Raw genomic sequence first — 24,160 nt, forward strand, 5'->3', positions numbered from 1 at the left:
GGTAGAGATATGTTACGTCGCACCAAAATAATCGCCACACTGGGTCCAGCCACCAGTTCACCTGAAGCGCTGGAGTCCATCATCAAGGCGGGAGTCGATGTTGTCCGGCTCAACTTTTCCCACGGCGAGGCCGCTGAGCATATCGCCCGTGCGGATCTGGTGCGCGAACTCGCGCGCAAGCAAAATCGTTTTGTCGCCATTCTTGCCGACCTGCAAGGTCCTAAGCTGCGCATCTCACGATTTGTCGACGGCAAAGTCACTCTGACTCCTGGCCAGCGTTTCGTATTGGACGCGCGCCTGGACAAAGAAGCCGGTGATATTGATCGCGTTGGCATCGACTATGAGCAGTTGGTGAATGACGTCGCCGCCGGAGACACGCTACTGCTTGACGATGGCCGTCTGGAGCTACAGGTCGAAGAGGTTGTTGGTTTGGAAATTATCTGCCGCGTGATTATTGGCGGCAAACTTTCCAACAACAAAGGCCTGAACAAGAAAGGCGGCGGACTTTCCGCCAAAGCGCTGACGGATAAAGACAAAGCAGACATCAAAACCGCCGCCAAGCTGGGCGCGGACTATGTCGCCGTCTCATTCGCACGCACTCCGGAAGACATGCATGAAGCGCGCGCGCTGCTTAAGGCGGAAGGCTCCAACGCCAGCCTGATGGCCAAAATCGAACGCGCAGACCTGGTTCATAATCCCGAGCAATTGGACGCAGTTATTCTGGCGTCCGACGCGGTCATGGTAGCTCGTGGCGACCTGGCGGTGGAAATCGGCGACGCAGAACTGGTCGGCGTACAGAAACACATTATCGCCCGGGCCAGAACCCTGAATCGGGTGGTGATCACTGCGACTCAAATGATGGAGTCCATGATCAGCAGTCCCATGCCAACTCGCGCGGAAGTGTCCGACATCGCCAACGCGGTGCTGGATTACACCGACGCAGTCATGCTGTCCGCCGAGTCAGCCGTGGGTCAGTATCCGGCGCAGGCGGTGGAAGCCATGGCGCGGATCTGCGTTGGCGCGGAGAAACATCCGTCCACGCATCAATCCAAACACCGTATTCATGAGGGGATGGCCCGCATCGACGAATCCATTGCTTTGTCAGCGATGTATGCGGCCAACCATCTCCAGGGCGTTAAAGCGATCATTTGTATGACGGAAACCGGCGCTACGCCGCTGTTGATGTCGCGCATCAAGTCGCCTTTGCCGATTTACGCGTTCTCACGCCACCATGAGACTCAGCACAAAGTCGTTCTATACCGCGGCGTGCAAACGATCCCCTTCGATTCGGATCAGCATCCGAACGAAGAGATCAACCAATTGGTGGTGAACGAGCTGGTGAAACGCAATGTAGTGACCGACGGTGACTTGGTAATCCTTACCAAGGGCGACTACGTCAACGCACAGGGCGGCACCAATACGATGAAAATCGTACGCGTAGGTGGTTCTATTCAGTAAGGATGAAGGGTCCCAAACGCTTTTTATCCACTTTAGCGGGAGGCCGCGTCTAACCCGGCCTCCTCATTTTCGATCACACTCTCGCACTCGCAATCTGAGTGATTTAGCAGGGTTCCGGAGTCCCCATTCCACCCTGCTCTTTTTTTGCCTGCGATTTGGGGGCAATCTCAGCAACATACGCCAAATTTCGACCGCTCCTACCTGCTTGTCACCAAGCGCAACTGTATATCCTCGTCGCCAAACCGCTTGAGCGCTTGCCGGACAACACATGTCGAACTCATAAACGGGCAAACGAAATCTGCAGGTAAACGACCTAACAGCAACTTTTCCCGTATCGCTTTATGCGCCGTACATATATGCATGCGCTTATCGAACACATCCAAATAAATCTCATGATTCACCAAGTACTCATAGAACTCCCGGTTTGGGTAGTGGGGCTCCAGCTCCTCTACTTGTTCACTTTCCTCATGTGATTTGCTGGCGACCAGGTATTCCCTGACATTGGCGATAGCTGCCTGCAAAGGCGAGTCTGCATCCCCCTGCCAAAAGGCGATAATTTCGTCTTGTAAGGAGTGACCCAAGCCAACCCACCAGTCCTCCACTTCCCCATGTCTCTCCTGCGCCACGCCTTCAAGAAAAAATGCGGGCGCAGACGTACTACTTTTCATTAACTCAATCTCCTCCACAACCGCCTCCGCATCCTCCGTCGCCGCCATCGCTGTCTCCGCCACCTGCGCAGCCGGAGCTGCAGCCAATATGGCTGGCGCAATAGCCCACGCCGCCCGGCCCTTTGCAGTTAAGGCTGTATATAAAACCATCAGGAATCTGTAAGTCATGATCCATCGAAAAAATCATCGGCAAGCGACTTGGGTTGCGACGATCAATGCCTTCCTTGTGACAGGCCAACCGCCAAGCGGTTTTGATGCCGTTCTGGGCCTGAGTGGGGCTTTGCATGGCTTCCGCCGGCGTGTGATGTAAAAACCGGCCGAAACACCTCTGGCAAAACTGCTCGTAAGCGCGAGTGAACAATATGAACTCATGCCATGCCACGTCCACCGCCTGGGAAGGCATTGCCACCATACGACGTCCACCGAGCTGGCAGAGCGCAAAATACTCCTTCAGCCCTGTCATAACCATCTCTAGCTGCGAGTCATTCAGATGCTGGTATTTGCTGCGAACCTTGTTCTTTATGCCGCCAGGAAATTGAAATGCCTCCAGCGCTTGTCGTCGCGCCCGATTAAGCAGCACGCGATAGAGTGCAAATGCAACGATCGCTCCCGCCACCAACCACACCATGACGCTTACCTCTTGCGTTGAGGATAGGACGAAGCCTCCTGCGTCGCGCCTTCCAGTATTAATGGATTACAGGAAAAGTATGGATTACAAGAAAAGTTTAGACGTGGTTTTCTCATCTTGTGCAGCGACTTTCAGCCATGGCCCGCAGAGCAATCATTCTAACAATGCGTGTTCCCCTTGCCGCAGCATACCAGGCTCTATCACCTGTGCGTATACACCGAAATTAAACTGCATATGTTCGCCAATCGTCCTGGTAATCATAAGATCATCGGGCAAATCAGACTGCCGCATCCCCGTCATGACACATCTTTCAGTCAGTCCAGTAATTTGCAGACGTAGCCCGCCGGAAAAGGAAAGGGTTTTGCCCACCCAGTCGTGCTCCACCACACCCACACCAGGGGTCGACAATAAGATATTAGGGCGAAAGCGGCGCTCGTCGATAAAAGACTCAGGCAGCAATCCTCGCAACCAATTCAGCGCAGAAGTGGAAATCAGATGTACAGGCCCCGCATCAAGGTGCGATACGTCCGCTTCTCGCGCCAGCGTTACCTCCTGATCCAATACAGAAGAAAGAGCTTGATTCAGGTCAGGATGGTCATTTGACATGGTTCGCCCATCAGGTAACCGCAACGATACCAAGCCGGCGTCCCAACTCGCGCTCATAGCCAAAAGCCCTTCCATTCTGGCGAAACGTCTTGTGTTCTTGCCGCTGCCAAATTTACCCGCCGCGTTGCGTACAGCATATGTCCGGTCGCCTACTACGCCACGTCCGTCAAACTCCAGAGCGTCGAGCTTTTCCCCAAAAAGTGATTTAACCGGGTAGCGCCACAGAGAAGACGCAGTTCCAATTGACTGCATGCCAAGGTTCCTTATTTGAGAATGAGTCGGAATGTAAGACTGATGCGCTCCCCCACACCCGGCATTTTGGGAATCGCATGCATCCAGCGATCCTGTACGCCTTTGTCCATATACAGCAACGCGCCATGTTCGAGCATATAGGTCACAACATGCGCCTTATCCGCTTTACTACGATATGAAATGCGCCGCTCGGCGCCTAAAGAAATGATCGCCACACCCGTTCCCAGCGCCAACTCTTCCGCGGAGTCGGAATGATAGCCCATGGACGATTCGCCATCGAGGTAGTAGTTCAAAAGGCAATTATTGGGGTAGAAACCTAGCTTCTGTTCAATATCACGACATACTCGCGCCAGATTTTCCGGTAGCTCCGTTTGCGGATAGCTCATGCCCGAATAATCATATGAGACGCCGAAGCTCGCCGTTTTCCTGGCTTTGAGACGTTCATCCCAAGCCACGTTACTTTTCAGCTCGCGAAACAGCGCATCTGGGCTTTCCACAAAAGCCGTTTGCAAGATGATGTCGGGAGTCACTTCGCAACCGACCTAGCCATGCCGCGCCGCGGCGGTTAGCGCGCCAGCGCCAACGAGCAGGGAGCCGCCCACGCGATTGAAGCGCTTCAGGGCCTTGGGATTGCGTAGCATAGAGCGCAGTTTACCGGCGAACACCGCATACATGGCGGCGTTGAGTACGCCTAACACCAGAAAAGTGGCGCCGAGTATGACAAATTGTGGAGCCAGCGCCGTCTCAGTAGAGACAAATTGCGGCACGAAGGCGATAAAGAAGATGATGCTCTTGGGGTTAAGCGCCGTGGTGATGAACGCGCTGATAAACTGACTGCGCCCGCTGACGCCAGTAACCCCTCCATCGTCAGCGCTCAGCGAAGTGGAGGAGCGAAACATTTTCACCCCCAAATAGGCCAGATATAACGCGCCGATCCACTTCAACACAGTAAACGTAATGGCGGAAGCCGCCAGAATAGCGCCCAGCCCGAGAAAGGATAAGGTCATGGCGACCAGATCTCCCAATCCCACGCCCGCCGCCAAGGGCGCGACAGAGCTTTTACCCGACGACAACGCCTGGCTGACCACCAGCATGACGGAGGGTCCAGGGATCATCACCACGACCAGAGAGGCCACCACAAACACCAAATAAGTATCCAGACTCATACGCCACCGCCATAACGCTGTATATCAAATATCGCTTCAGGCAATGTACCCCGCTCACGCACAGGGGGTCAATGAAGTAGAAGATAGTAGGGATAGGGGGAATATCTGAGGGCCATCGCCCCGCATGTATGAGCGGCGGCGATGGCTGAGGTAAGTCTGACTTTGCGCGCTTGTCGACATAAGGGTCGCAAGCGCCTGCTTAGCGGAAATAGTCGTCTCTGTTTACGCCGTCGAAAGCAACCTGATTTAAGGCAACATTGCTTGAAACAACCTCCGTGAGCCACAGGGACAGGGATCATTTCTCCCCAGCTTCTCATGCAGATCTTTGTCTCCATGAACGACTCTGTAGCCGCGCTTCACCTGAGTTTCAGATGGATAGCCTTTCCTGCGCTTACTGGTGACCTCGAAAGCACAGCATTTCTTCGTATTTGGTACGCATGACACACCTCCATTGATGTTTCTGTCATTGTTGTTCCCCTCGCCTAACGGCGGGGAGGCGGCATCATAGCATCAGAAACGCTGGCGATAAAATAGCGCCAGCATAACCAGGATGGCGAACAGGGACATGTCAGGAATAGATAACGGTATTGCTTACTAAAGATGGGGGGAGAGGGTATTCGGAGAGGTCGCAGGGCCTGTTGATCACAGAGCCCTGCTTAAAACGCGCTGTACTACAGACGACGATGGATACGCGCGGTTTCCTTGGTGCGCTGATCCAGACGCGCCATGATCTCGCGCATTTCTTTCGCTTCTTCTGAAGTCTGGTTACGCTTCTGCGCTTCCATTTCCGCTTTCTCAGCCGCAATCGCTTCGCGAATGCGTTTTTCCTTCGCTGCAGAACCAGTACGGCCTTCAGACAGCTTGGGACGGTTCACTGGAGCGGGAGCGGTTGCGCCAGTCGCAGACTTGGCTGCTTTCGCCAGACCTGCAGCGCCAGCTTTCTTCGCCGCCTTTTGCCCCGCTTTGGTCCCACCGCGACGGCGGGCCTCGATACCGGCAATCAATGCGCGCATCTCTTCCGCCTCACGGGTGGAAGCAGTGTGACGCAGTGGTTTCGGTTCCGCTTTAGGGGCGGGCTTTGGAGCTTCCGGCTTAACCACAGCCTCTTTTTTCTTGGGCGAATAGTCGGGATCGTCAGAGCCGTCCGACATTTCCTGTTTCAGTGCTTCCAACTCTTTCATCAGATCCATTGATGGTTTGGATTTGTTCTCTGGTCGAGTCAGTGTGACTTTGATCGCTTTGGCGCCCAGCGCTTCCATCGCTTCAGCCAACATTTCCCGAAGTTCTTTAGGATTATCAGAGTAACCCCACTCTTCCATTTTGAAAGAGTCCGCGCCGCTGGACCGCAGAGTTTCAAAGAACTCACCCATCGCGCCTTCGGATTCCTGGACTAACAAATGCCCCCAATGATCCTCCAATGACCTGCGGGTGCTGCCCGCAAAAACTTTCCCCGTAACTTGATCGGTAGCAGTAAAAACTATCACCAAAAACCTCAAATTCGTTGCCGCACACTCTTCTTTTTCCTGCTCGAAGACACACCTCCGAGAGGGCCGAACATTATAAAGAGATAACCGAAAATTATAAGGGCTGACAAACAGTCTCAAATGTGCATGGCGAGAAAATTTTTGTGAAATCAGAGGTCGATTTCGGGCTCTCCGGCGCAGTCAAAGGTCAGTTCGAACGCATCCGTCGTAACGATAATCTTTTGTTGCGCGCCTTTCTGCGCGCTCTGCACGCCAATAACAGTGGGCATATAATCAGCGTCGCCGACGGCGTCAAAATAGTCCGCCTTGCAGGTAGTGACCCCGGAAAAAATCGCTCTTCTGGTAACGACGCCAGACTCCGGCTCCGGTGTGAGATCCAGACACAATTTTGCGGTCAAAGGAGAGTAATCGATTCTGACGACCCAAAATGGATCCACGCCGATCAGCTTCCTTTCAAGAAGATTCGTCATTTTCATAGTCAGTCCCACACAAGGGTTCAATATTGAATGGGACCATCATAAAGGAAAGACACCTGTCTAGACTGGCGTTAGTTGATTAAAAATTGGTTAATTCCAATAGAGAGGCGACAGATGTCTGCAGTATCTCAACCAACTCTGGGTCCATGCATTGATACTCATCTGGAATATCAAGAACATGCACCTGCTTACGCTGCAGTAAATGGCCGAATTCCGACATTAAACGATGCTTATGCTTATCTTCCATGACCATAATAATGTCAGCCCAGCGAAGATCCGCCGGGCCGATAGTTTTGCGGGAGTTGGAGCTGGTCCCCGCCGAGCGCACGCTCAGCTCCGGATGTCTGCGCCAAACCTGCTCCGCAGTGGGACTACGCCATTGATTACGGCTGCATACAAACAGAATATTTCTCAAAAAGCATTTCACCTGATTAAACCGTGGACAGTTCATTATCCACATGTTGATGAGCGAGGGTCTGGTATAAGCAAATTAGAGTTGGCAACTCTCCGCAGGCGGCTGAAGACTTACTACTTTACCCGCCGCGCCTGCCAAAAGTGGTCGGCCCAATAACCGTTATGCAGATAGGCCAATTCCACTCCGTTACTGGTAGATGCATGCAGGAAGCGGTTATTTTCCACGTAGATGCCGACATGTAGCCCTTTCCAGCCGCTGGGTTTAAAAAACACCAAATCACCGGGTTGCAGTTCTTTGCGGCTCACCTGACGCCCTTTTTGCGCCAGCCCTTTGGTGGTTCTGGGCAATTTGGCGTCGAAACGCTCCTGAAAAGTGAGGTACACCAGGCCTGAGCAGTCCACGCCGGACTTATCAAGGCCCCCATAGCGGTAGTCTACGCCGCGCCACTCGTCGTACTGGTCATACAACGCTGCGGCGACAGGGCTGGAGATCTTTTCGGCAGAGGGAATCGCCGTCGGCGGATGATTCACCCGCACCGAGCTACACCCGGAGGCGAACGCCATCAAAATGGTGATTAATATGAACCCGGATATACGCATCGGCCGATCCTCTAAACTTGCACTGACAGGCGAAACGATAAACCGACTTACATTAACCCATGCTTAATGGCGTACTTGGTTAATTCCGCCGTAGAGCTAAGTCCCAGTTTCGCCTTGATATTCTGCCTGTGAGTTTCCACTGTACGCACGCTGATGGCAAGCTCTTCCGCAATCGCCTTATTACTCTTGCCTTCCGCCACTTTCTTCAGCACCGACGCCTCCCGGTGAGTCAGACTGGCGGACGTCTCGCCGCGCAACTGCGGCTGCGAAAACAGGGCCGCGGAAGCGCCGCTGCTGATGTAAGTGCCGCCTTCATACACAGTGCGAATGGCGCGAATCATTTCATCCACAGACACATCTTTAAGAATATATCCCTTGGCCCCTTTGTGCAGAATCTGCGACACATACTCTTTATTGTTGTGCATGCTGAGAATCAGCACGCGGGTATCGGGAAAGTGTTGCGCCATGTATTCGGTGGCGTCGATGCCGTTCATACGCGGCATGCTAACGTCCATCATCACCACATCCGGTTGATGAGTCGCCACCGCCTCAATCGCCTGCTGACCGTCCGTGGCCTGGGCCACCACATCGATATCCGGCTCCTGTTCCAGCCGGGCGCGGATGCCTTCCAGCACCAGAATATGATCGTCAACCAATACCAGTCTTATCATTCTTGTCTCTTTATCCCATGAAGGTCACCTGAATGCAGGTCCCTTTGCCTTCTTCCGAATGTACACTGAAATTTCCGCCAAGAAACTCCACTCGCTCGCGCATATTGCGAATTCCAATGCCTCTGCCGTGGCCGAGACGCCGCAACGAAAATCCTGCGCCATCGTCCTTCACTTCCAGAAACAGCCCTTCCGCATCCTGCTCCAGGCGCAACGTCACCTGTTTGGCGCTGGCATGTTTTTCCACGTTATATAACGCTTCCTGGGCGATGCGGTACAGGGTCGTGGCGATATCTTCATCCAACTTGGTTTCCGATACCTGCAGATACACCGATACGTCGATGCCGGAGCGCTCCTCAAAGTCTTCTCCCAGATGCTCCAGCGCCGCCACCAGACCCAGGTCATCCAGAATGCTGGGGCGTAAATCATGACTGATGCGGCGCGCTTCCTGGATTGCCTGCTTCAGGGTTTCACGTCCTTTCAGTAGCGGTTCGCGCAATGTTTCCTGGCTTTCCTTCAGCAGGCCCAGCACTGTCTCGATACGATATTTCACCGACACCAGCAATTGATTAATGCCATCGTGCAGTTCCCGCGACACTCGCCGCCGCTCTTCTTCCTGCAGCTGCACCGTTTTATGACTAAGCTCCTTCAGGCTTTGATCCGCCAGGCGATGCTCATGCACGTTGAACCAGATAGAAGCGACCAATACTCCCATCACCGCCAGCAGCGCAATAATGACGAAAGTCAGGAGCGCGTCCGCCACGTTCTCGTCCACGCCGTCTTTGATCAGCTCCATTTCCTGTTGAATATCATCGAGATAAAGCCCTGTACCGAACATCCAGTTCCAGGGCGGCAATGATTCCACATAGCTGATCTTGTCCACGTTCACCCGGGAGGTCGGCTTCTGCCAGAGATAGTTGTGGAAACCGCCGCCTTCCGATGCGCGGGCCAGCAGATTGCGAATGACGTAGTTACTGTTGTTGTCCTTAATATTCAGCAGGTCCATACCCACCAGTCCGGGTTGGGTGGCGTGCACCAGATTCACGCCGCTGGGGGTGTAGGCGAAGAAGTAGCCGTCCTCACTGAAATGCATGCGCTGCATCAGCTCCTGAATGCTGCGCTTCGCCTCTTCGTCGGACTCCGCTTTCTCAATCAGATAACCGGAGGTGATGCGCATAATGCTGACATAACTTTTCAGCGCCGTTTCCTTGGAGCGCACCAGGTTAGTCTCAAAGGTCTCCAGCTCACGTTGCGCCAGCTCATCCGCCAGATTCACCATCGCCAGCGCAAACGCGATGGAGATCAGCAACAATGGCGCTAACGCCAACAGAACGACTTTAGTGCGCAGCGTCATGACGCAAGCCTCCAGCAGATAAACAGGATCTGGCGGAGCGCCTCCCTGCGCGTCGCCTCAATCAGACTTCAAAGCCAAACAACCCTGGCGCAACCAGCAACAATATCAGCACCAGCGCCTGCAGGATGATGAATGGCGTAACGCCCCGGTAGATGTCCATCGTAGTCACCTCTTTCGGTGCGACCCCTTTAAGATAGAACAAACTAAACCCAAACGGCGGCGTCAGGAAACTGGTCTGCAGGTTCATGGCGATGAGCACCGCAAACCAGACCATACTGATGCCCAGCGATTCCGCCACCGGCGCAAGGATAGGCACAATAATAAAAGAGATTTCCACGAAATCGATGAAAAATCCCAGCACCAGAATAACCAGCATGGTGAGGATCAGGAAGCCCCATTTCTCACCCGGCAATTGCGTCATCCAGTGCTCCACCAGCGTATCCCCTCCCGTATAGGTGAAGGTCATGGAAAACGCCGTCGCGCCCAGTAGAATCGCAAACACCATGGCGGTGACCGTTACCGTTTCGCGGCTACACTCCCACACCATTTTCCAGGAAAACTGGCGATAGCACACCGCCAGCAATAACGCGCCCACGCCTCCCAGGGCGGAGGACTCCGTCGGCGTCGCGACGCCGGTGAAGATGGATCCCAATACCACCAGAATCAACGCCAAGGGCGGCAGGATGGAGAACAAGGCGATTTTCACCTGTTGCGCCCGATTCTCGCCGTCATCCGGCAATGCAGGCGCCATCTTTGGATTCATCCAGGCGATAATCAGAATGTAAGCGATATAGGCGCCGATCAGCACGACGCCGGGAACCACCGCCGCCTGGAACAGATCGCCCACGGGGATGCCCATCACATCGCCCAGAATAATCAGAATAATAGAGGGAGGTATAATCTGCCCCAAAGTGCCGGACGCGCAGATAGTCCCGGTGCTCAAGCCTTTGTGGTAACCGTACTTGAGCATAACCGGCAACGAAATCAGCCCCATGGCCACCACGCTGGCGCCCACGACACCAGTAGAGGCCGCCAGCAAGGCGCCGACCAATACGGTGGAAATGGCGAGACCGCCGCGCACCCCGCCAAAAAGACGCCCCATGGCCTCCAGCAACTGCTCCGCCAGTCGGGTCTTCTGCAACACCAATCCCATGAAAATGAACATGGGAATCGCCATCATCACGGTATTTTCCATGATGCTTTGAATGCGGTATGGCATGAAAGCGAACAGCTCCGGCCCCTGAGCGATCAAGCCGAATACCAACGCCACGCCGCCAAAAGTGAATGCGACAGGGAAGCCGAACATCAACATCAGCAACGCCACCGCGAACATAATAATGCCGATCACGCCAAGCCCTCCTTCGCATGAGATTCCGCGTACTTCTCTCCCAGCAACAGCACTCTCAGCGCCTGAGTGATCATGCCCAGCCCGGATAGCAGAATCAGCAGAGAAGACAAAGGAATCAATGATTTAATAATCCAGCGATAGGGCAAGCCGCCCGGATCGCCGCTGCCTTCCATCAGGTTGAAAGCATCTATGGTGAAGCCGAAACCGAAGTACATCACCAGCAGCGAGAATGGCGTGACGAATGCAATCGCGCCCACCATATTGACGATGGCTTTCACCCGGTCCGACCAGCCTTCGTACAGCACATCCACACGCACATGGCCGTCCGTACGCAGTGCATAAGGAACGCCTAACAAAAAAACGGCGGCGAACAGATGCCACTCCAATTCCTGCATGCCGATAGACACCTGATTGAACAGGTATCGCATCACTACGTCGTAAAACACATTGACCAGCATCAACAGGAAACAGCCTGCAGCGATAAGGCCGCAGAAGTGAGACGCCCGCTCAAACAGACGATCGAAGAACTTAATCCACTGCATATTCCACTCCGGCCCGGGCGCAGGACAGCCCTCCAGCGGATTGCTTCAGCACGTAGCGCTCCAAGCCCGCCAGAAACTGGCTGACCTTTTGTAAACGCCAGTGAATGATCCGCCGGAGGCGCGCTCTGTCTGAGCGGCCCCGGGTTTATCTGCGATTAGCCTTGAGGTTGGCTGTTGAGGTAGGCGAGATCGGAAATCTCGGTCCAACGACGCGCTTTCAGCATGTAATCGTGCTGGGACTTGAGGATTTCCGCCGCCATGGGATCGGTCGCGGCCTTTTCCGCCAGTAGCTCGTCGTTCGCCTTACGCATGGCGGCGATGACTTCCTTGGGGAAAGTACGCAGTTTGACGTTGGGGAATTCCGTTTGAATGGTCGCCCAATTCACAGCGCTTTCATGAGTGGACTGGATATACATGTCATATGCGGCTGTGCGCATGGATACCCGTAGAATCTCCTGCAAGTCCGCAGGCAGCTTCTCCCAGGATTTTTGATTGATCATGAACTGCAACTCTGTCGACGGTTCATGCCAACCGGTGTAGTAAAAGGGCGCGATTTTGTGGAAGCCCATACGCAGATCCAGAGAGGGACCGACCCACTCCAGAGCGTCGATGGTGCCGCGCTCTAACGCAGTATACAGCTCGCCGGACGGGATATTGGTGGGGCTCACGCCAATTTTGGCCAGTACTTCGCCAGCGAACCCGGGAATACGCATTTTCAGACCCTGCAGATCCTGCAACGAGTTGATTTCTTTCTGGAACCAGCCACCCATCTGGTTGCCGGTATTACCGCCAGGGAACGAGAGTATGTTGTGCTTGGCGTAGACTTTCTCCATCAGATCCATGCCGCCGCCGTAGTAAAACCACGCGTATTGCTCTGGCGCGATCATGCCGAAAGGCATGGTTGTGAAATAAAGCGTCTCAGGCACTTTGCCCTTCCAGTAGTAGGAAGCGGAGTGGCCCATGTCATACTGGCCAGTCTTGACCATATCGAACACGCCGAAGGGCGCTTTATGCTTGTTGGCGGAATCAATGGTGATCTTCAGCCGGCCATTGGACATTTTTTCCGCCATCGCCGCCATATTGCGCGGCGCATCGCCGAATATCGGGAAGTTGGGCTGCCAGGTTTCCGCCAGTCTCAGGGTATACACTTGTTCCGGCGTTTTGGCTTCTGGAGAGGCGGCCTGCGCACTGGCGGCCGGACTGGATTCGTTGCATCCGGAGATTCCGAAAGCCAACAAAACAGATACGGGAAGGATTCTCAGGAATCGCTTAAGAGTCATATTGTGTACCTTTCTTATATTTATTTTCGCGTAATAACCGCCGTCGCCGTTGAACGGCAACAGGCTCGCGTCGCACTCGTACTCGGGCGCTTCACAAAATGCTCTCTTTTTGACTGATCAAATTCTATCCGTATTAGCGCCGTTAGGCAGTGGGCGAATACGCCCGCATAAATACGGATCTCCTCTAAGTAATATTACGTAGACGAGAAGGTTGGATTTATTGGGATAAGGCGCGCGCATGTTCTATCACCCAGTGTCGCTGGGCGTCCGTATCCGGCACTTCCACACCGCGCTTCAAGCTGATCTCTGCAAAAGCCTGCTCTGGGCTCCAGCCATGACGCACCAGCAATGAGGCGGCGATCGTGCCGGTGCGGCCGATGCCGGCGCGGCAGTGAATAACCAGATGCTCCCCCGCCAACACGGCGGGATAAATAGCGTCCAACAGTTTGGCGACATCACGCACGGACCTGGGCAGCCCGAAATCGGGAATGGGGAAATGGTCAAACGCCATGCCGAAACGGCGACACAGCTCCGGCGCCTGGGTCAATCCCAGCTCGCGAATCTCCTGAGCCTCCAATAGAGACAGCATCCTGGTGACGCCGCTGCGGGCGATGCCCGCGAATTCATCTTCTATCCACTCCCCAGCGACCGGCTTGGCCATGACGGAAAAGCGACCGCTTCCAATGAGTTGGACGGGGTAAATAGTACTGGCGAGCACGTTATGACTCCTTAACTGGCGAATAACCGAAAAGGGCTATTTTTACTCAGCCCCCACATACTCGTAAAACAATTCGCAGTAATCCACGTCTTTGTCAGCGCCGGCGCGCAGGCGTTGTTTCAATTTCTGAGTCGTGGCGTGGTTGGCGGCGTAGTCTTTGAGTTCGCCCTGAAACTCATAGTTCATCGCTTCCACCAGCTCGCAGAGCAGCCGGTGATCGCAGTGGTCGATAAAACCAAGTGACTTGTCCAGTGCGCGCTTGAAATCCTTGGTCAGAAGGGAGCCCAGCGCGGAGGCCTTCAGCCATTCATCCGCCTGTTCGTCGTCCAGTATGTGCTCGCTCAGTTCTGTAGTTTGCGGATGATTGCGGATGGCGAGTTCAACAAGGGCGGAGTTGGCGCAGGAGGGTTCGGATTGATAATCCCGGACTAATTCTATCAGGGTATTTTCCTGAAGCGCCGTCCAGTCCTGCTCATGGGGAAAAATCTTCTGGATATCGTGGAAGTCGGTCATTCCTGCTTTCTCGCTGATTATTATTCCTTTCGCGCCCACTCCAACGCGCCTGCATCAGAGCGGACGACTTGTCACATCAGCAGCTTACCAGTCTCGCCACTCGCTGGCGATACCCTCTCCGTCGCCATAATTTTCCGGATCGACGCCCGCCGCCACCGCGATGGCGTCAAACAGATCGCACAGCTCTTCCCTTTCCGCAGTTTCGATCAAGTCCCCGCCCACAGTGTCGTTAAGGTAGTTAAGCGCCTCCACGGCCACTTCAAACTGTTTGACCTTCACCTTTTCCGTCGCGCCTTCACCCAGCTCCAGCAGAGCTTGCAGCAGATTGTCCAAAATCCGTCTGGCGGCGTCGTTATTCTCGTCCGTATATTGCTCCAACCCATCCTGGAAGCGCTCCGCCCAAAGATCGAAAGGATACTCTTTCTGGGTGCGCCGCAATCGCTGTTCATATGACAAATCAATGTCCTCCTGTCGACAGAGTGGGTGAACATGGCGTGAGAAAAGAGCGTGAAAGCTTAACCCTGAGCGTCTCAGCTCCCTTCTCTCACGTAGACGCAAATTGTAATCACCGAAACGACAGAACTGCGCTCGCCACGCCCTGATCCGTCTCGTTCACGACCAATTCATGACAATTTGACTCGTTTTGCGCAGATATACTGTAAAAAAGTCAAATGGCGTCACTTTTAAAAAGAGTGTAAAAAGACGGACGCTGGGAACGCGCCTGAATTGAAATAGACCAGGGCCGGACTTACTTTAAGTTGGTGAAAATTTGCCCAGCGCGAGCTCGTGCGACGATGCTCTCCTAAACAAGCATTCGTCACGCAGCGCCGGGCCTCACGATAATTCTTGATTTGGTTTCGAGCATACGGGTAGGTCCTATTGAGTACCGTTTTTTTACGTAGATTGGCGTCTTGGTTACTGGTCAGCGCGGGCCTATGGGCAACCGCCGCCGCTGCCGACAGTTCCATCAATCTGGCGTGCAATTACTTCCCTCCTCAAAAAATCGACACTCCCGAGAACACGGACCGACCGGGTTATGATATCGAGCTGTTACAGGCCGCATTTCAACAAGTCGGCATTGCGGTCACTTTTCGTTATTTCCCCTGGAATCGCGCGCTGGAGCTGGCTAGAACCGGAGCCTACGACGGCCTCTGCAGTTGCTCTTACCTACCAGAAAGAGAAAGCTTTCTATATTTCTCCGACGAACTGGGCGCGCTGGAGAAAGGCTTTTTCACGTTAAACGGACGCAAAATTAATAAAATCGGCGCCCTCAGTGATATGAAGCCCTACAAGCTGGCTGTTGTGCGCGGTTATAACCTGGAGACAGAGCTGGAAAAAGCAGGGCTGGAAAACATCGAAACCGTGGGCACGGACAAGCTGCTGCTCAATATGCTGATCTTTCAACGCGTGGACGCCATCTATTCCTTCGCCGACACGATTCAGTACGAGGCGCAACAGATGGAGAACCCTCCCGAGTTGAGCTACATCAACATGACCAACGCGCCCTACTACACCTGCTTCAGCAAACGACACCCAATGAGTCTGGACACAATGCTGAAATTCAACCAAGGACTACGCATGATTCGCGAGTCCGGCGAGTACGACCGCATTCGCCAGAAGTATCTGGGCGTCCCCAAGTCATCCTGACGCGGCGCCACATCGCTATCGCTCCCTCGATCTGGCGCCACAGGGAGCGCCCCTCTTTCCTTCTCCGTTAGTTGCAACATTGCCGCAATAATTCAGTGGGACACTCCCTGCTCCGATAACAACGCACTTCAACACTCGAACTCACTGTGGAGCATGTCTTATGGCGCCTTTTCCTTTCACGCGCACGGGCGCAGTATTGTGCGCGTCAATCGCACTCGCCGCCTGTAGCGACAGCAACAACACCCCAAGCAATGACGACGCCGGGTTCAGCCTGAGCATCCTGCACATCAACGATCATCACTCCCATCTCGCCGCGTCCACCTTCAGTTACGACGTGAGCGCGCTGGGCCTGCAAACCAAGGCTGATAATGGCTCTGAAATCAGTTCGGTGACCGTCTCATACGGCGGTTTTCCCATGTTGACCAGCCTTGCCGACACCCTGGTGGACGAAAAACGCAATGTCCTGAAACTGCACTCTGGAGACGCGGTCACCGGCACGCTGTATTTCACTCTGTTCGGCGGCGAAGCGGATGCGGAGATGATGAACCGGATCTGTTTTGACGCCTTCGCCCTGGGCAACCATGAGTTCGACAACGGCGATACCGGGCTGGCGTCATTCCTGAACTATCTGGCGGCGGACGATTGCGGAACCGACGTCCTGGCGGCCAACGTCGCTCCCGGCGACGCTTCGCCTATCGCCCAAGGGTTCATCAAACCTTATGTCATCAAAGAAGTGGGTGGCCAGAAAATCGGCCTTATCGGCATAGATATCGCTCAGAAGACTCAGGAATCCAGTCGCCCTGACGCCGGCACCACACTCCTGGACGAAACCGTCACTGCGCAGAAGTACATCGATGAGATCAGCGCCCAGGGCGTCAACAAAATCATCCTGATGACGCACTACACCTACGCCAACGATCAGACCCTGGCGGCGAACCTGACCGGGGTGGACGTCATTGTCGGCGGTGATTCCCACACTTTGATGGGCGGAGAGACGTTCACCCAATTGGGCTTCAACGTCGTCAGCGACTATCCGAAGCAAGCCACAGACAAAGCCGGAGATGCGGTTTGTATCGTACACGCCTGGGAATATGCGCACCTGCTGGGGGCCCTGGACGTCACCTTCGACGCCAGCGGAAAGGTCACCGCCTGTAGCGGAAATCCGTACATGCCGATAGCTAAGTCGTTCACCTACACTGCGGCGGAGAAAGTGACCAAAACCCTGCCTGCCGCTGACGCCGACCGGGTGACGCAAGCACTGACCAGCCACAAGGAGATCGTATCCACCACGGCGGACGCCATCTCAGAACGCCTGCTGGCGATTTATGACGATGAAGTGGATACTCTGAAACAGACCGTGATCGGCACGGTATCTGACAATCTCTGTCTGGTGCGTTGGCCCGGCGAATCACGTTCCACTCTGTGCGACGTCTCGGAGAACTATGTCAACGGCAGCGATATCTCCAATATCGTCGCCAAAGCCTTTCTGACCGTGACGCCCACCGCCGATATCGCCATCCAGAATGGCGGCGGCGTGCGTACGGATATCCCCATGGGCGATGTCACTGTAGCGGACGCCTATACGCTGCTGCCCTTCTCCAACACTCTGGTGACGCTGCAAATGACCGGACAGCAAATCGTCGACGTGCTGGAAGATGCGCTGTCCAACACCCTGGATAACAATGGCTCTTCCGGTTCTTATCCCTACGCCGCCGGCCTGCGCTTCAACGTGGACGCCTCACAGGCCAAAGGCGCGCGTCTGTCGAATGTGGAGGTGAACTCACGCGTGGCGGGGAACTGGAGCGCCATCGACCTGAACGCGACCTACACCGTGGTCACCAACGACTTCATCGCCTCTGGACAGGATGGCTACAACACTTTCGCCACGCCTTATAACGCCGGCCTGTATGTCGATACCTTCACCGAGTATGCGCAGGGGTTCGTGGATTATGTGGACGCGCTCACCGAAGGCGGCAAGACCGTGGACAAACTACCGATCGCCGAATACAGCACCCAGCAATACATTGGTCGCGACGGCTGCAATCACAGCCTGTCGACGGACTGCGAGAACTATTAGTCAGACAGGCAACAGGCCAATATCATTGCCATGTTAATACTATAAATCAGTCGTAACGGTTCACCCGCCCGCGGGCGGATTTGACCTGAGCGCGCTTGGTCTTGCCGTCCAGGCGCCGGGTTTGCGAGCCTTTGGTAGGCTTGGTGGCGATGCGTTTTTTGTGCGTCGCCATCGCTCCCACGATGACTTCCTTCAACCGCATCAGCGCATCTTCGCGATTTTGTTCCTGGGTTCGGTATTGCTGGGCTTTGATGACGATGACACCGTCTTTGGTGATGCGTTGATCGCTTAGCTCCAGTAGCCTTTCCTTGTAAATCTCCGGCAACGACGACGCTTTGATATCGAAGCGCAGATGCACAGCGGAAGACACTTTGTTGACGTTCTGCCCCCCGGCGCCTTGGGCGCGAATGGCCTGCATGTCAATTTCGTGGTCGGGAATGCTGACTTTATTGGAAATCTCCAGCACGATTACAAAGCCTCCGAGTCCGTGTATGTGGTCAACCGGTTTTTCCATCCCGGCAGCCATTTTTCCTTTTCGATAGGGTTTGCGGCGTTATGCGCCCGTCTTTCCAGCACGAAGATCGCCGCCATGCGGAACGCCAATAAAGACGTCCGCCCCTGCTCAAAGCGATCCATCTCCTCCAGCACCTGCTTCAGGCCCCAACCCTCGCCTTTGTAGCGCTCCGATTCCGACAGGCCATCGCCTTTGAAATTAACGTAATCAATCAGCGCATAGGCGCCGCCGCGGGTTTCGCTCAAACGCATGACCCGCAGACGGATGGTTTCATGGCTGCCGACGGGCGCGGACTCAATGATCGCCTCCAGCGACGAGGACGCCCGCTGAAACATAAAAGCGACCTGTTGCGCTTTGGTGCGCTCCAGAAAGCTGCGCAGCTCCTCGACTTGCGGACTGTTCTGAACAGCCAGAAACGCCTGCCGGGATGGCCAGGGGGCGTCGAACGGGTCCAGCTCCAGTATCCAGGATGGCGCGACCACGCCTTGCGTCAGCATATATTGAAACAGCAGAGGAAAGCTTTCCTTGAACTTCTCCTCCACGCCAGCGGGATACCAGATGAAATGGCCGATTCCCAGAGAGGGAAACGCCTCTCCCTGATTCCAGGTCACCAGACATTCGCGCTTGCCCGCGCATTCATTTTGAAAAATTTTGCGCCCCACCCAATCCAGATCCGCATCGCCAAGATGCAGTTGCGGACTGGATGCAGTCTCTGCGCAAGCGAAAAGGAACACAGTCACGGCTAAAATCAGCGGCCGCAAACACCCGCCCAAAACTCTACTCAGCATAAAACGTACGATCAATAACCTGCCTTAAATACTCACTTTACTGGTAAGCGGCGGGAAATGGTATCGGGTAAAGGTCGGGTGGCGTTCAGCTTCAGCCCTTCAGCACAGGTTCAATCTCCTCCGTTTCAATGGCGGGCAACACAAACGCCTTGATCGCGGGAATTAATTTGTCCTCCCATGCGGGCTCTTTGATGATCGTCAGAACGTCATGGTCGATGCGCCCCAGGCTATCGCCGTCCTCCAGCGGTTTCACCCGCTCGCCGCGCAGGAATTTTTTCCAGTAATGCAGCCCTCTCTCGCCAAGCTGATCCGGGTGATCGTTGACGTATTCCATCGCGAACAGCGCAACCATCATGGGATAGGCGAGAGGTCGCCGCTGTTCGCTCAGACCGGGCGCTTCATCCTCCGTCTGCAGCCAGTCCTCCCGCAAGTAGGCGCGCAGCAGGTTATAGCCGTTATACAGCCGTTTTATTTGCCTGGGATTACTTAGCTCGAAATGCTCCAGCCAGTAGAAAAACGCTTGTTTTTGCTGGGAGGACATACCTTCCGCATTGACGCGAGCCGGGGAATCGGGCAGCAGTTTATGGATCGCCATGTGAGGCGCTTCCTGTTGCGGGTCAGCCTGGACGCCGCAAACACTTCCCAAATAGCGGGACACGGCGGCGGCGTCCGGCTCGCTGAGCGTAATGGGTAAATGCATGACTTTCGCCAGATAATCCCGCGCAATCGCCTGCGGATTCTGCCACTTGTGCTGCGGAGCCAGCTTTTCGTAATGCATCGCCAGCGCAGTCAGGGCGATTTGCTGATTGATGGCGATCATCACGGTGACGCGGGGAATATTCATCACCAGACGAAGGGTCTCAAAGGTTTTTACGATGTTCTCATAACTGCAGCGATCCAAGTCCTCCACCACCAGCAGAAAGCGGCTTTCCGGCCCTTTTTTGGGATTCAACCGCAGCTCGCAGAGCGACTGCAAATGATTGTGCATAACGGGAGCGGTTCCCAGGTAATGCCCATAAGTGGGCAGGCGCAGATAGGTGTTCAATTCCGGCGCCATGGGGCTCGCCCAAACTGTCTGGAAGTACTTGTAGGAGCCCGCCAGCAGCAAAGCGGGAATATGCGCGGCGATTTTGCCGATGCCCGAGGAGAATACGGAAGTGTCGTCCGTGTATTGCACGCACCAGAATACAATCTGCAACCCCAATACGGCGGCGAAGATACAAATGCGCTCTGACTTCAGTTTCCATCCAAACTTGAAAGTCAGCAGCAGTTTTTGCCGGTTAAGATACCCCAGGTACAGCAAATACAGGATGGAGGAGGACGCCAATACGGCGCTGGCGGACATCAGCCAGGACACCACACCGTCGCCGATTAAATTCGTCGCCCAGGTGTTGAGTCCGGCGTACGCTTTTAAAAAGTGCAGCGCTGCGAGAATGAGAATAAGCGTCGCAGCCAGCGAAAAGAGCCCCTTCCCCACCATTCCAGGCGTCATGGAAGGAGATTTCCCGCTCACTGTCGGTGTAGTAAACGCAGATAACGCCTTAATCGTCTCCTGCGCCAGACCGGCCTGCGGGCTCTCCGTATACTCGTATTTCCAGGCGTTATACTCACCGAAGATAAAGGGCTGCTCCTCACCGTGCTTTTCCCGCAGCGCCTTCTTCAACTGCTGTATAAACGAGGTCTTGCCGACGCCCCAATCTCCCATGAGACCGATGGTTTGATGATCCTTGTTGACGGGAGCCGCCAGAAAGCTGGCGAGGGTATCCGCCAGAGGCGACCGGTTGAGCAGATCCTCATCGCTGCTGGTCTCTGAGGCGATTTTACTGGAAGGGCTATAAGTGGGCGGAGGCGCTTTATTCACCATCGACGCGCCTCCGACCGCTTGCAACTGCGCCTCGGAAATACTCCCGCTCATATCCATGTCCCTGCTCTAAAAGGCTGATGTTCACAGTGTAGCAGAGGGTAAGGAGCCGTTCGGCTATTGATGACGGAACAGGTGACTGAAGAAAACAGCCTCTGGCGCTCGCCGCCCGCCCTTTTTCAGCGCTTGAGCTGACAACTTTCAGGGATACAAAGCCCGCGCCAGGCGTACAAAAAACCATCAACTTGCTCACTTAATTTACCGAAATACATGGAAAAAACTGCTCACTTGTAATACAACTGTCAGAGTAAATGTATTTCATATAGCACTGGAACGTGCCTAATTGACGAAAGATCAGAGGTGTCCATGTATCCCATGGTACTCAAGATAACGCCGTCAGGACTTCCTCAGTGTTGGCTGGATGTTTACGCCGCCGTGACTGAGATCGTATGCGATAGGGCGTTATATACATTTGGAGAAATATGCTCCACCCTGCATGGCGGGTATAACTCGCAAGGAGTTCAGTCCACCATTGACGTGCCGCAGATCATCGTCGGCCGCAAGGACCCCAAAGAACTACGCAGCATCCCTCCCCTCCTCAACCGCTACCTTTTTTCCCGAGACAGCTTCCGCTGCATGTACTGCGGCGAAAAATTTCATCATAGCCTGCTGAGTCGCGACCACATTGTGCCTTTGAGCCGTGGCGGTCGTAACGTGTGGACCAACGTGGTGACTGCCTGCAAACGCTGCAACGGACATAAAGGCGCGCGACTGCTGAGCGAGTGCAGCATGGAGCTGCTGGCGGTGCCTTATACGCCGAATCGCTATGAGTATCTGTATCTGGCCAATCGGCGCATTCTGGCGGATCAGATGGAGTATTTGAAAAAAGGCTTCCGCAACCTGGTGGCGTAACCAGCGGAAGCGCCCCTCAATTTGCTTCAGGTCCCAGAGCACCTGTGGCTTTGATCGCCCAAAAGATGCCTGCGCAGCGCCATGGGTGCAGCGAAGGATGAGCCTTTCAACGGAGGCCAGGGTTTTGCCGGATAATCCTTACGCTCTGGAGAATAGCCAGTGAGACAGGTTATCGGCACATCCGCGCAATCATCGCCGTCCACATCGTAACCTACCGGAGCGCCGGTGACGTCCAGCACCAGTCGGAAGAAATACGCTGCTTGCTCGTGGGTATCCACCAATTCGTTATCGGCGATGAAGTCGCCCAGTTCCTCCTCCACCGCGCCCACTGTCACCACGCCATCCGCAAAGGAATAGGTGTTGACCATGCCGCGCCCGCCATTGCCGGCGATGGTGTAGACCTGCACACCGCTTTCCGCCAGATCCTCCATCAGACGAATGATGCGATAGCTGAGACTCCAGACTGGATCATGCTCCGCCCAGCTGCGCACGACCGCTTTGTAGCTTTCCACATTTTCCAAACGCAGGGGCTTTTCAAAAGCGCTGACCAGGGTGGACGACTCCCAGGACAACACCACCGCATCGATGGGCTCGCCCCAGAAGACATGTTTGCGCACTTCCGCTAACTGGCGCAGGATTTCTTCCTGCGCAGGCTGGCCGGGCGTCAAAGGATAGGGCGTCACCTCCACTTGCGGGGCGGAGGCCAGAAGACTGACGATGTCGCCATGATAAAGCGGCTCTCTCTTGTGGTCGCGATCCAGATCGACCATACCATTGAGCCAACCGTCCATGTCCTTGTCTTCTTCGGAAGCGAAGGACTCATCGCCAGGGTAAAAACGGTCAATCACCGCCACCCTGTATAAAGGCTGCGTAGGCTCTGGGGGCTCCATACTGCACGAAGCGCTCAACACCGCCGCAACCATGAAATATGAGAATCCCATGAATCGGCTCCCGAATATTTCAGTCCTGTCACAATTAATTTAACTATAGCCCATGTCCTGAAGGGACAACGGCGGGATCAGAGATTCCAACCGGGCTGTCTATCGCGTCATTTTCTTCACGAAAACGACAACAAAGAGCGCCAGGGTGAAACTGCCGACAAAGGCTTCTGTCGCGGCGAACGCGCGGGTGAGGCCAACCGGAGCGAGGTCTCCGTAGCCCAGAGTGGTGAAGGTGACGACGCTGAAATACAGACAGCTTAGAAAATACTGCAATTCCGACCACAGATTGGCGCCGCCGCCAGCGTATAGGGCCTGCTCTCCTTCGCGGATGCCCAGGGTGAAATAAATCAGCGAGAAGGCCAGCACTATGAGACAGGAAAAAATGATGACGCGGTCGGGGCGTTCCCCATATCCGCAGAATAAATCCACCAGCTTGGAGACGAAACGCGCGCCAGAGAAAGGCGGTAACTGAAAGCGACGCATCAGCATCTCTTTCTGGAAAAAATGGCCGGCGGTTTCGAAAAGACCCTGCTGCTCCGCAACTTTGCGTAAATGCCGATAGATTTCCTCCGCCTGCTGATACAAATCCAGTTTCTGCTCCCGACTGGCGGCCTTTTCCGCCAGCTTCTCCTGCAACAGCTTCTCACCCCACTGTATGTGTTCAATCTTGGTCTGCTCGAACACCGCGCCCAACAGATTGCAGTCCTGCAGGTTGGCGCAGTGTAAATTCGCCTTGCTGAGGTTGGCTTTCATCAGGGAGGAGCCCCGTAAATCCAGATGAAAACAATGGGCGCCTTCCAGGTTGGCGCGATAGAGATCGGACTCCACCAGTTGATACCCGCTCCTGGAGTTGCGCCGCACCAGATCCACTCCGGACAGTTCCGCACGGCTCAACTTGAATCCGCGCATGGGTTCGCCCGTACGGGCGCGTTGCTCCAGTTGAAACTTCAACTCATCGCTTTCTTCGCGATCGGCGTCGCGCCAATAACTGTCGTCAGGGGGTTGGGTGTCAGCGGTCATAGCCTGGTTCTCCACCGCAATCAGCCTGTGCGTCACATTTATGTATAAGCAAAAGACGCGTTGATTTACAGATCATTCTCAGTGTAGATCAGTGTGAGGAATTCGGCCGCGCCGCCGCTCAGATTCAAGGCTAGACCGTTGCCTCGGCGGCTCCTGATTTGATTAAATGTCCACTTACAGCGGCCCTTAGATTCATCGTCCAGCGATGCTCACAGGGCCCCGTCT

General features: G+C 54.7%; 27 protein-coding genes. 4 read left to right on the forward strand and 23 right to left on the reverse strand.

Features of this window, described 5'->3' with window-relative positions; translation table 11 throughout:
• Positions 1-9 precede the first annotated feature (9 nt).
• On the forward strand, positions 10-1,458 hold the full coding sequence (gene pyk, locus O5O45_RS23565; protein ID WP_305901768.1) for a pyruvate kinase: 1,449 nt from the start codon (positions 10-12) through the stop codon (positions 1,456-1,458).
• A 197-nt stretch (positions 1,459-1,655) separates the two neighbouring features.
• Here pyk and O5O45_RS23570 read toward each other — a convergent pair whose 3' ends face one another.
• The 18 genes from O5O45_RS23570 to O5O45_RS23650 all read right to left on the reverse strand — a co-directional run bounded on the left by O5O45_RS23570 (position 1,656) and on the right by O5O45_RS23650 (position 14,631).
• The gene (locus tag O5O45_RS23570; RefSeq protein ID WP_305906266.1) at positions 1,656-2,174 is read right to left on the reverse strand and encodes a hypothetical protein; all 519 of its coding nucleotides are present in this window, start codon (positions 2,172-2,174) and stop codon (positions 1,656-1,658) included.
• The gene (locus tag O5O45_RS23575; RefSeq protein WP_305901769.1) at positions 2,131-2,754 is read right to left on the reverse strand and encodes a glycine-rich domain-containing protein; all 624 of its coding nucleotides are present in this window, start codon (positions 2,752-2,754) and stop codon (positions 2,131-2,133) included. Before O5O45_RS23575 ends, O5O45_RS23570 begins: the two co-directional genes overlap by 44 nt.
• Before the next feature lie 153 nt (positions 2,755-2,907).
• Complete coding sequence (locus O5O45_RS23580; protein WP_305901770.1) at positions 2,908-3,612, reverse strand: MOSC domain-containing protein; 705 nt, start codon at positions 3,610-3,612, stop codon at positions 2,908-2,910.
• 11 nt (positions 3,613-3,623) lie between these two features.
• Positions 3,624-4,142 carry an alpha-ketoglutarate-dependent dioxygenase AlkB family protein gene (locus tag O5O45_RS23585; RefSeq protein WP_305901771.1) on the reverse strand — a complete coding sequence of 173 codons (519 nt, stop codon included), beginning with the start codon at positions 4,140-4,142 and terminating at the stop codon, positions 3,624-3,626.
• 12 nt (positions 4,143-4,154) lie between these two features.
• A complete protein-coding gene (locus O5O45_RS23590) occupies positions 4,155-4,778 on the reverse strand; it encodes a LysE family translocator (RefSeq protein ID WP_305901772.1) in 624 nt (207 codons plus the stop codon).
• 246 nt (positions 4,779-5,024) lie between these two features.
• Entirely contained in the window at positions 5,025-5,222 is a 198-nt protein-coding gene (locus O5O45_RS32045) for an SEC-C metal-binding domain-containing protein (protein WP_371747877.1), read from the reverse strand.
• A gap of 227 nt (positions 5,223-5,449) precedes the next feature.
• Positions 5,450-6,148: a hypothetical protein gene (locus O5O45_RS23595; protein ID WP_305901773.1), complete on the reverse strand. Its 699-nt coding sequence runs from the start codon at positions 6,146-6,148 to the stop codon at positions 5,450-5,452.
• A 263-nt stretch (positions 6,149-6,411) separates the two neighbouring features.
• Positions 6,412-6,738, reverse strand: a complete 327-nt coding sequence (locus O5O45_RS23600) for a hypothetical protein (protein WP_305901774.1) — start codon at positions 6,736-6,738, stop codon at positions 6,412-6,414.
• 79 nt (positions 6,739-6,817) lie between these two features.
• Entirely contained in the window at positions 6,818-7,153 is a 336-nt protein-coding gene (locus tag O5O45_RS23605) for a low molecular weight protein tyrosine phosphatase family protein (protein ID WP_305901775.1), read from the reverse strand.
• 113 nt (positions 7,154-7,266) lie between these two features.
• Positions 7,267-7,752, reverse strand: coding sequence for a C40 family peptidase (locus O5O45_RS23610; RefSeq protein WP_305901776.1), 486 nt, complete (start codon positions 7,750-7,752; stop codon positions 7,267-7,269).
• 47 nt (positions 7,753-7,799) lie between these two features.
• A complete protein-coding gene (locus O5O45_RS23615) occupies positions 7,800-8,423 on the reverse strand; it encodes a response regulator transcription factor (protein WP_216738950.1) in 624 nt (207 codons plus the stop codon).
• Between the two features lie 10 nt (positions 8,424-8,433).
• Positions 8,434-9,774: a cache domain-containing protein gene (locus tag O5O45_RS23620; RefSeq protein WP_305901777.1), complete on the reverse strand. Its 1,341-nt coding sequence runs from the start codon at positions 9,772-9,774 to the stop codon at positions 8,434-8,436.
• Positions 9,775-9,835: 61 nt separating this feature from the next.
• Positions 9,836-11,122 (reverse strand): TRAP transporter large permease, encoded by a 1,287-nt coding sequence (locus tag O5O45_RS23625; RefSeq protein ID WP_305901778.1) that lies wholly within the window; start codon positions 11,120-11,122, stop codon positions 9,836-9,838.
• Entirely contained in the window at positions 11,119-11,664 is a 546-nt protein-coding gene (locus O5O45_RS23630; protein ID WP_305901779.1) for a TRAP transporter small permease subunit, read from the reverse strand. The genes O5O45_RS23625 and O5O45_RS23630 overlap by 4 nt, the downstream gene beginning before the upstream one ends.
• A gap of 155 nt (positions 11,665-11,819) precedes the next feature.
• Positions 11,820-12,944, reverse strand: coding sequence for a TRAP transporter substrate-binding protein (locus tag O5O45_RS23635; protein WP_305901780.1), 1,125 nt, complete (start codon positions 12,942-12,944; stop codon positions 11,820-11,822).
• A gap of 217 nt (positions 12,945-13,161) precedes the next feature.
• Positions 13,162-13,662, reverse strand: coding sequence for a protein-tyrosine phosphatase family protein (locus tag O5O45_RS23640; RefSeq protein ID WP_305901781.1), 501 nt, complete (start codon positions 13,660-13,662; stop codon positions 13,162-13,164).
• Positions 13,663-13,704: 42 nt separating this feature from the next.
• Complete coding sequence (locus O5O45_RS23645) at positions 13,705-14,175, reverse strand: hypothetical protein (protein ID WP_305901782.1); 471 nt, start codon at positions 14,173-14,175, stop codon at positions 13,705-13,707.
• Positions 14,176-14,259: 84 nt separating this feature from the next.
• Entirely contained in the window at positions 14,260-14,631 is a 372-nt protein-coding gene (locus O5O45_RS23650; RefSeq protein WP_305901783.1) for a hypothetical protein, read from the reverse strand.
• Positions 14,632-15,054: 423 nt separating this feature from the next.
• Between O5O45_RS23650 and O5O45_RS23655 the strand changes: the two genes are divergently transcribed.
• Positions 15,055-15,822 (forward strand): substrate-binding periplasmic protein, encoded by a 768-nt coding sequence (locus tag O5O45_RS23655; protein ID WP_305901784.1) that lies wholly within the window; start codon positions 15,055-15,057, stop codon positions 15,820-15,822.
• A gap of 160 nt (positions 15,823-15,982) precedes the next feature.
• Positions 15,983-17,899, forward strand: coding sequence for a 5'-nucleotidase C-terminal domain-containing protein (locus O5O45_RS23660; protein ID WP_305901785.1), 1,917 nt, complete (start codon positions 15,983-15,985; stop codon positions 17,897-17,899).
• Positions 17,900-17,945: 46 nt separating this feature from the next.
• Here O5O45_RS23660 and arfB read toward each other — a convergent pair whose 3' ends face one another.
• The 3 genes from arfB to O5O45_RS23675 all read right to left on the reverse strand — a co-directional run bounded on the left by arfB (position 17,946) and on the right by O5O45_RS23675 (position 21,116).
• Complete coding sequence (gene arfB / locus O5O45_RS23665; protein ID WP_305906242.1) at positions 17,946-18,365, reverse strand: alternative ribosome rescue aminoacyl-tRNA hydrolase ArfB; 420 nt, start codon at positions 18,363-18,365, stop codon at positions 17,946-17,948.
• A 2-nt stretch (positions 18,366-18,367) separates the two neighbouring features.
• The gene (locus tag O5O45_RS23670) at positions 18,368-19,153 is read right to left on the reverse strand and encodes a hypothetical protein (protein WP_305901786.1); all 786 of its coding nucleotides are present in this window, start codon (positions 19,151-19,153) and stop codon (positions 18,368-18,370) included.
• A gap of 139 nt (positions 19,154-19,292) precedes the next feature.
• A complete protein-coding gene (locus tag O5O45_RS23675) occupies positions 19,293-21,116 on the reverse strand; it encodes a P-loop NTPase fold protein (protein WP_305901787.1) in 1,824 nt (607 codons plus the stop codon).
• Between the two features lie 321 nt (positions 21,117-21,437).
• On the opposite strand from O5O45_RS23675, the gene O5O45_RS23680 reads away from it, so the two are divergent.
• Entirely contained in the window at positions 21,438-21,974 is a 537-nt protein-coding gene (locus tag O5O45_RS23680; protein WP_305901788.1) for an HNH endonuclease, read from the forward strand.
• A 26-nt stretch (positions 21,975-22,000) separates the two neighbouring features.
• Here O5O45_RS23680 and O5O45_RS23685 read toward each other — a convergent pair whose 3' ends face one another.
• Together O5O45_RS23685 and O5O45_RS23690 are read right to left on the reverse strand one after the other, a co-directional pair.
• Complete coding sequence (locus tag O5O45_RS23685; RefSeq protein ID WP_305901789.1) at positions 22,001-22,915, reverse strand: hypothetical protein; 915 nt, start codon at positions 22,913-22,915, stop codon at positions 22,001-22,003.
• Positions 22,916-23,014: 99 nt separating this feature from the next.
• A complete protein-coding gene (locus O5O45_RS23690) occupies positions 23,015-23,935 on the reverse strand; it encodes an ion channel (RefSeq protein ID WP_305901790.1) in 921 nt (306 codons plus the stop codon).
• Positions 23,936-24,160 lie beyond the last annotated feature (225 nt).

It is taken from the genome of Hahella sp. HNIBRBA332 (genome assembly GCF_030719035.1).
Lineage (GTDB): Bacteria > Pseudomonadota > Gammaproteobacteria > Pseudomonadales > Oleiphilaceae > Hahella.